This is a genomic window from Vicingus serpentipes (assembly GCF_007993035.1).
GTDB classification, from domain to species: domain Bacteria; phylum Bacteroidota; class Bacteroidia; order Flavobacteriales_E; family Vicingaceae; genus Vicingus; species Vicingus serpentipes.
Genome location: NZ_VOOS01000001.1, coordinates 255,335 through 269,073, shown reverse-complemented (window position 1 = coordinate 269,073; position 13,739 = coordinate 255,335). Strand labels below are relative to the sequence as shown.

The 13,739-nt window shown below is 30.5% G+C and carries 14 protein-coding genes and 1 tRNA gene; 7 read left to right on the top strand and 8 right to left on the bottom strand.

Annotated features, from left to right (window positions below):
• Positions 1-56: 56 nt before the first annotated feature.
• Entirely contained in the window at positions 57-1,088 is a 1,032-nt protein-coding gene (locus FRY74_RS01155) for a tetratricopeptide repeat protein (RefSeq protein ID WP_147097795.1), read from the top strand.
• Between the two features lie 40 nt (positions 1,089-1,128).
• The gene (locus FRY74_RS01150) at positions 1,129-2,991 is read left to right on the top strand and encodes an ABC-F family ATP-binding cassette domain-containing protein (RefSeq protein ID WP_147097793.1); all 1,863 of its coding nucleotides are present in this window, start codon (positions 1,129-1,131) and stop codon (positions 2,989-2,991) included.
• On the opposite strand, the gene FRY74_RS01145 is transcribed toward FRY74_RS01150, so the two are convergent.
• From FRY74_RS01145 to FRY74_RS01140, 3 genes are read right to left on the bottom strand one after another with little or no spacing between them, the layout of a single operon-like run.
• Positions 2,988-3,491, bottom strand: coding sequence for a cupin domain-containing protein (locus tag FRY74_RS01145; protein ID WP_147097791.1), 504 nt, complete (start codon positions 3,489-3,491; stop codon positions 2,988-2,990). The two genes, FRY74_RS01150 and FRY74_RS01145, sit on opposite strands and share 4 nt — an antisense overlap.
• Positions 3,488-3,646, bottom strand: a complete 159-nt coding sequence (locus FRY74_RS12830; protein ID WP_170227917.1) for a hypothetical protein — start codon at positions 3,644-3,646, stop codon at positions 3,488-3,490. Before FRY74_RS12830 ends, FRY74_RS01145 begins: the two co-directional genes overlap by 4 nt.
• Positions 3,647-4,411, bottom strand: a complete 765-nt coding sequence (locus FRY74_RS01140) for a TIGR02757 family protein (RefSeq protein ID WP_147097789.1) — start codon at positions 4,409-4,411, stop codon at positions 3,647-3,649. It lies immediately after the preceding gene.
• 166 nt (positions 4,412-4,577) lie between these two features.
• On the opposite strand from FRY74_RS01140, the gene FRY74_RS01135 reads away from it, so the two are divergent.
• Positions 4,578-5,117 carry a DUF4294 domain-containing protein gene (locus FRY74_RS01135; RefSeq protein WP_170227916.1) on the top strand — a complete coding sequence of 180 codons (540 nt, stop codon included), beginning with the start codon at positions 4,578-4,580 and terminating at the stop codon, positions 5,115-5,117.
• Here FRY74_RS01135 and FRY74_RS01130 read toward each other — a convergent pair.
• On the bottom strand, positions 5,114-5,494 hold the full coding sequence (locus FRY74_RS01130) for an START-like domain-containing protein (protein ID WP_147097785.1): 381 nt from the start codon (positions 5,492-5,494) through the stop codon (positions 5,114-5,116). The genes FRY74_RS01135 and FRY74_RS01130 overlap by 4 nt on opposite strands.
• 134 nt (positions 5,495-5,628) lie before the next feature.
• On the opposite strand from FRY74_RS01130, the gene FRY74_RS01125 reads away from it, so the two are divergent.
• Together FRY74_RS01125 and FRY74_RS12825 are read left to right on the top strand one after the other, a co-directional pair.
• A tRNA-Met gene (locus tag FRY74_RS01125) sits at positions 5,629-5,702 on the top strand.
• A gap of 100 nt (positions 5,703-5,802) precedes the next feature.
• Positions 5,803-5,940 carry a hypothetical protein gene (locus FRY74_RS12825; RefSeq protein WP_170227915.1) on the top strand — a complete coding sequence of 46 codons (138 nt, stop codon included), beginning with the start codon at positions 5,803-5,805 and terminating at the stop codon, positions 5,938-5,940.
• A gap of 58 nt (positions 5,941-5,998) precedes the next feature.
• Here the strand turns inward: FRY74_RS12825 and FRY74_RS01120 are convergent, their stop codons facing one another.
• The 3 genes from FRY74_RS01120 to FRY74_RS01110 all read right to left on the bottom strand — a co-directional run bounded on the left by FRY74_RS01120 (position 5,999) and on the right by FRY74_RS01110 (position 9,779).
• Positions 5,999-6,157: a YegP family protein gene (locus FRY74_RS01120; RefSeq protein ID WP_147097784.1), complete on the bottom strand. Its 159-nt coding sequence runs from the start codon at positions 6,155-6,157 to the stop codon at positions 5,999-6,001.
• Positions 6,158-6,237: 80 nt separating this feature from the next.
• The gene (locus FRY74_RS01115) at positions 6,238-6,606 is read right to left on the bottom strand and encodes a hypothetical protein (RefSeq protein ID WP_147097782.1); all 369 of its coding nucleotides are present in this window, start codon (positions 6,604-6,606) and stop codon (positions 6,238-6,240) included.
• Positions 6,606-9,779: a ligand-binding sensor domain-containing protein gene (locus FRY74_RS01110; RefSeq protein ID WP_170227914.1), complete on the bottom strand. Its 3,174-nt coding sequence runs from the start codon at positions 9,777-9,779 to the stop codon at positions 6,606-6,608. Before FRY74_RS01110 ends, FRY74_RS01115 begins: the two co-directional genes overlap by 1 nt.
• Before the next feature lie 178 nt (positions 9,780-9,957).
• On the opposite strand from FRY74_RS01110, the gene FRY74_RS01105 reads away from it, so the two are divergent.
• Positions 9,958-11,499, top strand: coding sequence for a PD40 domain-containing protein (locus FRY74_RS01105; protein WP_147097778.1), 1,542 nt, complete (start codon positions 9,958-9,960; stop codon positions 11,497-11,499).
• Between the two features lies 1 nt (position 11,500).
• Here FRY74_RS01105 and FRY74_RS01100 read toward each other — a convergent pair whose 3' ends face one another.
• On the bottom strand, positions 11,501-12,817 hold the full coding sequence (locus FRY74_RS01100; RefSeq protein ID WP_147097776.1) for a DUF6056 family protein: 1,317 nt from the start codon (positions 12,815-12,817) through the stop codon (positions 11,501-11,503).
• Between the two features lie 95 nt (positions 12,818-12,912).
• Between FRY74_RS01100 and FRY74_RS01095 the strand changes: the two genes are divergently transcribed.
• Positions 12,913-13,737 (top strand): thymidylate synthase, encoded by an 825-nt coding sequence (locus FRY74_RS01095; protein ID WP_147097774.1) that lies wholly within the window; start codon positions 12,913-12,915, stop codon positions 13,735-13,737.
• Positions 13,738-13,739: the final 2 nt, after the last annotated feature.

Here is a 13,739-nt window from a genome sequence, read left to right as displayed (position 1 = left end):
GTTTTTATACTTAACTTTGAGTCCCGCATTTGCGGGACTTTTTTATTTAATTAATTATGAGAATTTTTAGTTTTATTGTTTTAGTATCATCCATTTTATTTTATTCGTGTAATGAAACTGTTAAACCAAAAAATGGAGAGAATGAAAAGGTTGAAGTTGATTCATTAACAGCTTATAAAAATGCAGCATTTGAGGTTATTAATGAACAATTAAAAGCAGACCCAAACAATCCTAATTTATACATGAAAAGAGCTCAGATGTATGAGCAATATGATGAAGTTCTTTACGCGATAGAAGATATTGATAGAGCAATAAAAATTGATTCATTGTTACCTGAATTTTATTTATTAAAAGCTGAAATGCAAAAGAAAGTTGATGATTTTCAGAATGCAAAAAGAACTTTGGATAGATGTTTATTTATTGATAATAATAATGTTCAGGCTAGAATAGAATTAGGATGGCTAGCTTTTATTATTCAAAATTATGAGCAAGCAATAGAATATGCTGACGCTGCTTTAAAAAGAAACATGTATTCTGCTGAAGCTTACTATTTAAAAGGTATGGTTTTTTATGAACAGCAAGATACAACGAAAGCTATTTCAAGTTTTATTACAGCAGTAGAGCAAGAAAGTAATTATTATGATGCATATATTCAATTAGGTGTTTTACACTTCAATCAAGATAATGACTTGGCAAAAGGCTACATTAAAAATGCCCTTAGAATTAAACCAGAAAGTCCAGAAGCCTTGTATCATTATGGCTTATGGTGTCAAGAACATGGAGAATATAATGAAGCAATAGAAACCTACCATAAAATTATTGCTATAAAGCCATTCAGAGAAGCGTTATTTAATTTAGGGTATATTCATCAAGAGTATTTGAAAGTTTATGATTTAGCAATAGGTTTTTATACAGAAGCAATAGGCTCTGATAAAAATTATTTTGAAGCTTATTATAATAGAGGTTTATGTCATGAGCAATTAGGCAATTTTGATCAAGCTGAATTAGACTATAGAAAAGCGTTAGAAATAAATTCAAATTATGATTTTGCTGCTTTATCATTAGATAGAGTTTTGAAAAAGAAATAAGCTTACCCAAATCCAACACTCATTAAAACTAGTATTAAAGATGAATTATCTTTCAGTTGAAGCATTAACTAAATCGTATGGCGATAGAGTGTTGTTTGAAAACATAACCTTTGGAATAAGCAAAGGTCAAAAAGTAGCTTTTATAGCTAAAAATGGAACGGGTAAGTCTACCTTTTTAAAGATATTAGCTGGTAAAGAAGGTTATGATTCTGGAAATGTAGTTTTTCGTAATGATATAAAAATTGGTTATTTACATCAAACTCCAGAGTTTGAAGACCAGCACACCATTAGTGAAACCATTTTTAAATCTACTTCTGGTGAAATTGAAGCCATTAAAGAGTACGAAAAAGCGGTTCTTAATCCGGATGATAATGACAGAATGCAAAAAGCATTTGAGCAGATGGATACTCTTAAAGCATGGGATTATGAAGTTAGAATAAAGCAGATTTTAGGTCAATTAAATATCCATGATTTAGAACGTAAAATTGGAGAATTATCAGGTGGGCAGCTAAAGCGAATTGCTTTAGCACAAGTTTTAATAGAAGAGCCTGATTTTATTATTCTTGATGAGCCAACCAATCATCTTGATTTGGATATGATTGAATGGTTGGAAGGGTATTTAACGAAAGAAAATGTGACTATTTTAATGGTTACCCACGATAGGTATTTTTTAGAGCGTGTGTGTAACGAAATTATTGAGTTTGATAATAAATCATTGTATAAATACAATGGTAACTACTCTTATTACTTAGAAAAGAAAGAAGAACGGATAGAGAATTTTGAAGCACATGTAGATAAAGCTAAAAATCTTTATAAGAAGGAATTAGAGTGGATGCGTAGGATGCCAAAAGCAAGGGGCACAAAAGCAAAATCTAGAGAAGAATCTTTTTATAAAACAGAAGCAACAGCACATCAAAAATTAGATAAAAGTAAAGTTGATATTGAAGTAAATGTTACCCGATTAGGAAGTAAAATATTAGAACTAAATCATGTTAAAAAGGCCTTTGGCGATTTAACGATTTTAGAAGATTTTAGTTATGTATTTAAGCGATTTGAAAAAGTTGGAATAGTTGGTAAAAATGGAGTGGGTAAATCTACATTCTTGGATATGCTAACTGGTCTTCAACAACCAGATTCAGGGGGAATTGATACTGGTGAAACAGTTGTTTATGGTTATTATACTCAAAATGGTATCAATTTAAAAGATGATAAACGAGTAATAGATACCATAAAAGATATTGCCGAAATTATTCCATTGGCAAAAGGCAAAGTAATGACTGCTGCTCAAATGCTAGAAAAGTTTTTGTTTACAAAAGATATGCATTACAACATGGTTGCAAAGCTGAGTGGGGGAGAGCGAAGAAGATTGTATTTGTTGACCATCTTAATGAAAAACCCAAATTTTTTAATTTTAGATGAGCCAACCAACGATTTGGATGTGATGACATTGAATGTGTTAGAAGATTTTTTAAATGATTTTCAAGGATGTTTAATTGTAGTTACTCACGACAGGTATTTTATGGATAAGTTGGTTGATCATTTATTCGTGTTTGAGGGAGATGGAAAAATAAAAGATTATTTAGGAAAATATACTGACTACAGAAACGATAGAAAAGAATTAGAAGAACAAGCTAAGATAAAACCTGTAAAAGTTGAGGCGCCGAAACAAGTAGTAAAAGAACAACCTAAAACTAAACTGGCTTACAAAGAAAAGCTAGAGTTTGAAAACCTTGAAAAGGAAATACCAAAACTAGAAGAACAAAAAGAGAAATTAAATGAGCAACTAGTAAATAGTGTTTCTGATCATGAAGAATTATTAAGATTAACGCAAGAACTGGGGGAAATTACGGCTCAATTAGATGAAAAAACTGATAGATGGTTAACCTTATCTGAATTTGCTTAAATTCTCGTTAATTTTTCTATAATACTTTTATGTTGAGGGTAAATAGCTGAAAGTTCTTCTTTTTTAGCTAATTCAAAATCATCAAAATCGAAACCAGGAGCAACGGTACAACCTACAAACGAATAATCGTTTTCGTTAACAACGCTAGAGGCAAACCAACAATTTGCAGGCACTGTTAATTGTGGGTATTTACCATCTAAGATGTCCATGCCAATAATGTGTTTGGTATAAATTCCTTCTTCATCAATAACATGAACAGCTAGGGGAGAACCGCTATAAAAATGCCATATTTCGTCTTGCTTAATTCGATGAAAGCCCGAAAAATTTTCAGAAGTCAATAAAAAATAGATGCTTGTACAAAAATTTCGATCACCAGAAAATTGAGGTAAAGCTGCATTTGGAATAATGTCTTTACTTCTGTATTCTTCTTTATAATAACCACCTTCTGGATGGGGAAGCATTTCTAATTGATTTACAATTTGTAAGTAATCTAGTGTCATTTTTTTATAATGTTTTTCCATAAATAAATAGCAGCTGCTATTAATATAAAGACTAAAATAATTTTCAACCAAATTGGCGCATAAAAAATTGATATCACCAAAACAGGTAAAACAAAAATACTAGCTAAATGTGCTATTCCTTGATTTTGTTTCATTTAAAATTTTTCAAAAACTCCCAAGCCAAATAAACTAAAGTCATATTTAATAGGGTCGTTAATATCAAATTGTTTTAAACTATCAGTTAATTCAATTGTTGCTTTCCAATCGTCTTGTGTTCGGGTTAATAAACCTAGTTTTCGAGCAACATTACCAGAATGGACATCTAATGGACACATAATATCTTTTGCATCAATTTTATTCCACAAACCAAAATCTACTCCTCTTTTATCTTTTCTTACCATCCAGCGCAAATACATGTTAATTCGCTTTGCAGCCGAATTTTTTAATGGATCGGAAATATGTTTTTGAGTTCGTTGAGGATGGTTCTCTTCAAAAAATACACGTTTAAAATTAGAAATACTAAGCTGCATATTTTTAGGGTGTTTAGCAAAAACTTGCTCTAAACCTCCATGAATGGTGTAAATATGTTTTAAGGCAGTAATAAAATATTGCGCATCAATGCTATTAAACGTACGATGTTTAAAATCTGCAAAACGATTTAATTCTTTTTGACTATGGTTCATTACAAAATCAAAAGGTTCCATATCCATGAACTCAACAAACTGGTTGGCATTTTTTATAATTGTTTTGCGTTGCCCCCAAGCTATAGTAGCACTTATAAAACCAGCAATTTCAATGTCTTCTTTTTTAGAAAACAGATGTGGTATAGAAATTGGGTCAGACTCGATAAAAGAAACCCGATTAAATTGGTCGTATTTTTCTTCTAATAATAGATGTATTTCGTCCTTAGTTAAAGCCATTTATAAATAATTGAATGTAAAGTTCTAATTTTAATTTAAAATTAATACCCTGAAACAGAAACAATACATATTATTTACCTTATTACTTTTAAGTGGTTTTGCTTTTGCTCAAAACTTAACTAAAGCAGATAGCTTAAAAAATACCGACACCACTAATTTTCAAGTTGTGGAGAAAAAACGTCCAGATGGAACTGTTGTTCAAGCTTTTGTTGTGGATGGAGATACAACATATGCCTATACTTTTTCTCCAGTGCGTATTGTAGGAGTTAGACCTTATGGCGATGCCGATAAGGATAAAGAGTTTAGACGATTACGCTACCATGTTCTTAAAGTTTATCCTTATGCAAAGTTAGCTTCTGCTAAATTGAATAAATACAATGAGGAGTTGATGAAAATAAAATCGAAACGTAAGCGAAGACTTTTATTAAAACAAAGAGAAAAAGAATTGAAAGAGGAATTTACCGACGTTATTAAAAAAATGTCGGTAACGCAGGGTAGGGTTTTAGTAAAATTAATTGATAGGGAAACAGGCGAATCTACTTACGACATTATAAAAGAAATGCGTGGTGGATTTAAAGCCTTTGTTTATCAAGGTGTAGCACGATTATATAGTGCCAATTTAAAATCGCGATACAATCCTCAAGTAAATGAGGAAGATGAAATGATTGAGCGAATAGTCTTACTTATTGAGGAAGGTAAAATTTAACCGATAATTGAATGTAAATTATCCAATTGTGCTTCCCATAATTGTTTAGCTTCATCTACTTCGTCTTCTTCAGCAAAATCTGTAACCATTAAGGCAACATCTTTTGTTAAATCATCTATTTGTATTTTAAGTTCAAAATAAGTTTCAGGATCTTCATCTGCAACCCACTTAAACTTAACTGATGAGTTTGTTTTTTTACTCACTAATTTTGCTTGCTCTTCTGCACCATCCCAAATAAATGTAAATAGTTCTCCTCTAGAGTTAACATTGTCGGCAAACCATTGGCCTAAACCACTAGGTGTTGCTATATAACTATACAATAAGCTTGGTGAAGATTTAATCACAAACTCTAATTCATATTTTACTTTATCAGACATCTCAATATGTGTTTTAGGTTGATAATGACTAGCCTGCAATATATGAAAAATATTGAATGAAAATATTAAGTGAAAAAAAAATGAAACAAATTGTTGATAAAATGACAAAACTACTATATTTGCAAACTCTTAATGGCGAGGTAGCTCAGTTGGTTAGAGCGCCGGATTCATAACCCGGAGGTCAGGAGTTCAAATCTCCTTCTCGCTACACTAAAAATCAAGCAGTTACAAAAAGTAACTGCTTTTTTTATGCTTTGCAGTGGAGCAAAGGAGTGGGGAAGATTCTGAATAATGATTAATTTTGTAAGATGAAAATTGAAGGAAACGATTCAGCACATAATCAAGGGTTAAATTGGATTCCCTTATATAAAAAGTATGGTTTAAAATTATTTTTACCAGCCATACTAATTGCTTTATTGGCTATTTATTTAGCATTTTTTAAGTAATTTCCTAACCCCAATTTAAGCAGAAGTCAAAAAGATAATATTATAAAAAGGGTTTCTTTTATTCTTTAGAATACCCATTTCTTATGGCATTATTAATACAATCTTGTTTGTTTTTGTATCCCTCGGAAGAGGCGCCTACAATTCTACCATTACTAGCCGTTCTTCTCCATCTCCATTCGTCACTTTTGTCTTTGTAAAATTCCCATTTATCTTCCATTACAATTGTTTTTAAGTTGTTTAACTATAGCTTATTTTTCTAAGTTAATCAATAATTTCAACTTATGGGTATTGTAATATTTAATCTTTTTTTTCGGGCTGGTGAGTAACATTTATAACCTTAAAGTCTTCATCTAACTTATAAAAATTCCAATTCCATTTAAGGTACATGCTATCTTTATGTGTAGGTGCAAAATGTTGTTGTTCGTAATGGATATATTTTATCGTAGAGTCTTTTGCATTTATTAATTCAATAGGAGGGGTAAAATAAATTAATTCGCCAATCGTTCCCTCAATAATTACTTCATTAGCTTTAAGGTTCTCTTTCATGTAATTTCTTACCGATTCTTTTGCCCTTAAAAAGTCTGTATCATATTTACTGAGTTGTTCGCTTTCGTTTCCGCAGCTTGCAATTAGCAATACAAATAATATAGCAAAAAAGTTTTTCATTATAATCTAAATCCTATTACACAAACGTCATCTATTTGTTCGAGATCGCCTTTCCAAGTTTCAAAACTTTTTTCTAAAATCAATTTCTGTTCTTCCATGGTTTTACTCACTATTTTTAATAACAGCTCTTTAAAGGCTTTTGCTTTAAACTTTTTCCCTTTTTCTCCTCCAAACTGGTCGACATATCCGTCAGAAAAAATATAAATGGTATCGTTCGGTTTTAAGGTAAATGTATGGGAAGTAAAATCTTGCGAACTTCTAAAACTTCCAATAGGTTGTTTGTTAGCTTTAGTTTCTATTAATTCGTTGCCTCTAATTATCCATAAAGGGTTATTTGCTCCAGCGTATTCTAAAATGTAATTTTTTTCATTTTTTGTTATACTACATAATGCAATGTCCATCCCGTCTTTTACTTCTTCTTCACTTTTTTCAAATTCAGCAATTACAATCTCTCTAGATTTGTTTAAAATTTCAGCAGGGTTAGTCAACCCATGTTCCCTTACCGATCTATTTAAGGCATTGTTACAAACTACACTTACCATAGCTCCAGGAACACCATGACCCGTACAATCTGCTGCAGCTATTAAAATTTTATCGTTCTTTTTTTCCATCCAATAAAAATCTCCGGCAACAATATCTTTTGGTTTGTATAGTACAAATGATTCGGGTAAAAATTGACTTATAATTTTTGCTGAAGGTAAAATGGCAGATTGAATTCTTCTTGCATAGTTTATAGAAGATTGAATTTCGTAGTGTTTTAATTCGGTAATTTCTTTTTGTAATTCTACTTCTTTTTTTTGTTCTTCAAGGCTAATGTTTTGTTGATGAATTTCACGAGTTCGTTCTTTCACAATGTTTTCTAATTCGGTATTTCGTTTTAAAAGGTTTTTTTGTTTAAGCACATAAAAAGTGTAAAAGCCAGCAAGAACTAAAACAATAATTAAGAGATAAAACCAATAAGTTTTCCAAAAAGGTGGAGGTATATTTATTTTTAAAATAGAATACTTGTTATTCCAATTTCCCATTCGTTTTCCCTGAAACTTTAATGAGTAATTGCCAGGAGGCAAGTTGGTGTAATTCATAAAATTTCTATTTTCTAAATAATTCCAATCTTTATCAAACCCTTCTAGTTTGCATCTGTATTGTATTTTACCAGAATAATCGATGTATGAAAATTGAAATGATAAAAAGTTTGATGAATAATTTAAATTAATGCTATCTAAAAAGCGAATAGGAGGATTAAATTCTTTTCCCATCACTTTCATTGAGGTAAGTAATGTAAATGTGTTTTTAGTTGACGATTCAACCTCTTTTGGATTGAAAACATTAAATCCATTTATACCTCCAGCATAAATAAGTTCGTCTTTAAAATATAAAGCTCCTTGATTAAACTCATTATTTTGTAAGCCATCGTCATAATCAAAATTAGAAATTGATTTATTTTTTTTTGAGTACCTACACAATCCGTAATTAGTTGTCACCCAAATGTTTTTATTTTTATCCTCTACAACTCCATAAACTACATTGTTAGGAAGATTTTGTTCTGTGGTAATGTAACTAAAAGTTTGCTTTTCGTTGTTGTAATGGTTTAACCCACCACCATCTGTACCAATCCATAAATTACTATTTTCGTCAACATAAATACTTCTTATTTTTTTATTGTTTGTTTCCTTACTTGTAGCTCCGTTGTAGCCAAACGAAGTAAATTCATCATTACTAATATTAAAGTAATTTAAACCAGAACCATAGGTGCCAATCCATAAATTATTATCACTTGTTTTAGCAAGAGTTAATACAGTATTTTCACTAATAGAATTAAATTCATCATTGCTTAAATATTGGGTATAATTAGCTGTTTTTTTATCATATTTAATTAATCCAGAGCCCCATGTTCCAAACCATAAGTTGTTGTTTATCTCAGTAATGCACCATACGTCATCAGCAACCTGATTTAATATCTGTTTTGCAATACCTGTTTTAGGATTGTATTCTATTAATCCATTACCATAGGTCCCAAGCCATAAAATGCCATCATTATCTTTATAGATGCATCTAATTATTTTTGCAGAAACATTATCTAACGTCTTAAATGAATTTGTTTTTTTATTAAATAAATTTAGTCCTCCACCATAAGTACCAATGTATAACTCCTCTTTATTTTCTAAAAAAGACATTACAACATTGTTGCTCAATCCACTTATGTCATTATAATGCGTAAAGTTTTGATTGCTAGGCTCAAAATAATTAATGCCGCCACCTAAAGTTCCTATCCAAATTCCGCCGTCTTTATCTTTTAATATTGAAAGTATTACGTCATGACTGATGGAGTTAATATCTTCTATATTATTTTTATAGGTATGTGTTAATGAAAAATTAGTAGCGTTTATTTTTAATAATCCTCCACCAAAAGTACCTAACCATAAACTGTTCGAATTGTCAGAACAAATCCCCCAAATTCCATCATTTTTTAGACCTTCAATTTTTAGTTTATTAAATTTAAAATAATTAGAACTGCTCATGAAAAGTTCGCCGTGAACTCCTCCTAACAAAAGTTGGTTATTTATAGAGTGAATAGTTTGAATTTGAATCGTATCAAGTAGTTTTACCCAAACACTTTTTTGAAAGTAATGAATGCCACCCAGGCTAGTTGCAGCGTATACAGTATTATTAAATGTTTCAATATCTCTAACCTGAATTTGAGTGTTATTATCAAGTTCTATAGGTGTAATTTTTTCATTTTCATAATTAAATGTATTTAAGCCCCCTCTTTTAGTTCCTATATACATTGAGTTTTGAAACTCTTTAAAACACATAATAATGTCATCAGATAATAACGAATTTGATGAATTTAGCCTTTTGAAAGAGTTTGATTTTGGGTTATATATTGCAATTCCACCACCATAAGTACCAATCCAAATATTACCTTTTGAATCTTCTGTTAATGATTGTATATTATTATCTGGAATGCTATTACTATCGTTATATTGTTTTTTGTAGTGGGTAAATTCATGACCATCATATTTATTTAATCCATCTTGAGTTCCAATCCAAATTAATCCCATTTGGTCTTGGATAATACAGTTAACAGTACTTTGGCTTAAACCTTCTTTAATAGAAAATGACTTAAACCGTTGATTTTGAGAAAACAAAAACAAGCTAGATAAAAAGTACACTATTAAAAGCAGGTGACGCATAATGTAAATATAAGTGATTTAACTTTTTCTATCCACATAAAATATAACTCAGGTTGAAAACATTTTAAATAATTTAATTCAATATTTATTTTGACGATTAAATGTTGTGTTTTGTAGAAATAGATAATACTTTTGTCGTCTATTTAAAACTAAACTGATGCGTTTATTCATTACAACCATTTTAACCCTTTGCTCTTTAGCTTTTTATGCTCAAGAAGTAACTCCAAAAACAGCTGCTGAACATTTTAATGATGGCAATTTTACTGTTGCTTTAATGGATTATTTAGAGCTGTTAAAAACAGAGCCAGAAAACCCTAAGTATCATTATAGAGTTGGAGTTTGTTATTTAAATACCAATATAGATAAAGCTAAAGCAGTACCTTATTTTGAAACTGCGATTAAAGCTGATGGACCAGATCCAAATACCTATTACTTATTAGGAAGAGCTTATCATTTTGCTTATCGTTTTACCGATGCCATTAAAATATATGAAGAGTTTAAAAGTTTAGGTACTGGAAATGAAGAAAATATTATTGATGTAAATAAGCAAATAGAATATTGTTACAACGCAATTGAGTTAATGAAATTTCCATTAGATGTTTCGTTTAAAAATTTAGGACAAAATGTAAATTCTTCAACTAAAGATTATTATCCATTTGTTCCTAAAGATGAGTCGTTTGTTATTTTTAATTCAATGCGCGATGATGGGAGTGAGAAAAAAATAAATGGAAATTATTTTTCTGAAATCTATATCTCCGAAGTGAAGAATGGTAGCTTTTCTAAAGCAAGAAAATTAGACCAAAACATTAACACGCTTAATGGTTCGGAAGAAATAGTAGGGATGTCGGCAGATGGTCAAATCTTATTATTTTACTTTGAAAATGACGACCATTTTGGTGATTTATTGATAGCGGAATTTGAAAATAATCAAGTAAAGAATTTGACTAAATTACCTAAGGTTATTAACTCAAAGGATCATGAAATTGCTGCTTCTATTACTAAAAAAGGAGATGCTATTTATTTTGCTAGTGATAGAACAGGTGGCTTTGGTGGTTTAGATTTATATGTTTCGCTAAAATTACCAAACGGAGAATGGGCACCGGCTCAGAATTTAGGACCAACCGTAAATACTCCTTTTGATGAAGATTTCCCGAACATTACTGCTGACCACAAAACGCTATATTTTAGTTCAAAAGGGCATACTAGTATGGGAGGATATGATATTTTTAAAGCAACTTGGGATAATGTAAAAAGAAATTGGTCTGATGTTAAAAATGTTGGTTTCCCTTTGAATACACCTGAGGATAATACCAACTATAGAGAATCGGAAAGTGGTCGTACAGGTTACATTTCTGCTATTAGAGAAGGCGGTTCTGGTGATTATGATTTATATAGCGTTACATTTAATGAAGTTGACCCGGAATATACTGTAATAAAAGGTTATGTAACTCCACAAGATACGACCAACATTATTAAAGATGTATTCATTTCGGTATTAGATTTACAAACAGATGAGTTGTATGGTAGTTATTTAACCAACCCAATTACGGGTAGATATATTATGATTTTACCAGTTGGTAAGTTTAATATGTTGGTTGAAGTTCCAGGTTATGATATATATACGGAAGATATTGAAGTTTTTGGTAAAAATGCTTTTAGAAGTGTTATCAAGAAAGACATCATACTAAAAGAAGAATAATTTAATTTACATCAAGTCTAATTTCTTGGTCTAAACCCAACCCAGCTTTTAAATGTTGGTTAGAAAAATAGTTTGTATCTGTACTAATTTCAGCAGAATAAATATACCCTGAAAAAGGCAATGGTCTGACCGTTATTAATTTTTCGCTGGAGTTAGCTATTCCCTCCATTCTTTCATCATAAGCTTTAGCATAGTTAAAATGATAATAACTTGTAATGCTTGTAAAAACAAATAGTCCAATACAATTAAAAATAATTATCAGTTTTAACTTCAAATAGTTTGGTTTGTGATGTTTACCTAATAAATATAAGTATCGAACTATAACTAATGCAATTAAAATAGAACTAGCTGTTGTTGATCTGTCTGGAGCTAAGCCACCCAAAGCATAAATAACAAGCAATTGATTGAGGATTGCAAAAAATATAATAAACAAAAATGAAAATAAGAGTTCTTTTTTTGGATTAAAGAATGATTTTTCAGCACTTTGTTTTTGTCCTAACAAATAAAAAGGTGAGGCCAGCAACAATGCAGGAATAAAAGTTTTGTAGCTAGAAAAAAGAAAGAATTTAAGTGTTCCATAGCCAGTGTATACTATTAAATTGCCAAAGCTTAAGCTAGGGGTAATTCCATCTCTAAAAGTAGTGCCACTGCTAAAGTAATTAATTAAAAAAGCGATAAGTATTAAACTAAAAGAGAGAATAGTTGTCGCTTTTTTTGTTTGATAAAAATGATAGCTTAAAAAAACTAAACTAAAAAGTGCTAATGGCTCATTAGAACCACCCAAATAAATACTACTAAGAACTAATAAAACGTATTCTAAAATTGAAGTTGATGGCTTTATAAATAGTGCAAAGAGATAAATAAATGCAGTTACACTCCATAAATAAACTACAGCTGAAGTGTGCCAAAACCAACTAGAGGAGGGCGAAACGCAACAAAAAAAGAAAACACTTAGAAATACAAAAGTGTAAACAATAAGTTCATTTTTATTGAGGTTAAGCACAAATCTCTTTTTTAAATTAGCTGCTAAAGAATAAGTACTGAGAAAAAGAAAACTAAATGAAATAAGGTTTGCAAAGAATAAGAAAAAGGGAAATTCATAAAACTTAAAACTGATGACTTGAGAAAAGTTTGAAGTCCAGCGTCCATGCCATTTAAAATATAAATGTTGGTAAACTTCGCTAACTGATTTTGTGCTTAATTCACCAATGTAATAAAAGTCGTCGGCAGCTAACCGGTTGAAACCAGAAGTGATAATTAAGAATATGATGAAAAGTACTCCTTGCAGTGCGATTAAAGATGTAGCTTTTAACTTCATAAATCAAATATAACATAAGTTATAAAACATTATTAACAAGCGATTAATTTAACTGAATTTTCTACGAATTTTATCGCTTAAATTTTCAATTTATTATGCAGCAGTATTTAAAATTATTAGACCATATTCTTGAAAACGGTGTTCAAAAGGGAGACCGAACAGGAACGGGAACAATTAGTTGTTTTGGTTATCAAATGCGTTTCGATTTAAGTGAAGGTTTTCCTTGTGTAACTACAAAAAAACTTCATTTAAAATCAATTATACACGAGTTGTTATGGTTTATTAATGGCGATACTAATATTAAGTATTTGCAAGAAAATGGTGTGAAAATTTGGGATGGATGGGCAAATGAAAATGGTGATTTAGGCCCTGTATATGGTCATCAGTGGCGTAATTGGAATAGTGAAGGAATTGATCAAATTAAAGATTTAATACATCAAATAAAAACAAATCCAAATAGCCGTAGGTTAATGGTTTCGGCATGGAATCCAAGCGTAATGCCTGATACTTCAGTTTCTTTTGAAGAAAATGTAGCTAATAATAAAGCCGCATTACCACCTTGCCATGCTTTTTTTCAATTTTATGTAACAGAAGGAAAGTTGTCTTGCCAATTGTACCAGCGAAGTGCTGATACATTCTTAGGTGTGCCTTTTAATATCGCATCTTATGCTTTGTTTACCATGATGGTAGCACAAGTTTGTGATTTAGAATATGGAGAGTTTATACATACATTTGGTGACGTTCATTTGTATAACAATCATATTGAACAAGCTAAATTGCAGTTAACAAGAGAACCTAAACCTTTACCTACAATGAAAATTAATCCAAATGTAAAATCAATATTCGATTTTAAATTTGAAGATTTCGAATTGGTGGGTTATGATCCTCATCCACATATAAAAGCAGCTGTTTCTTTATAAAA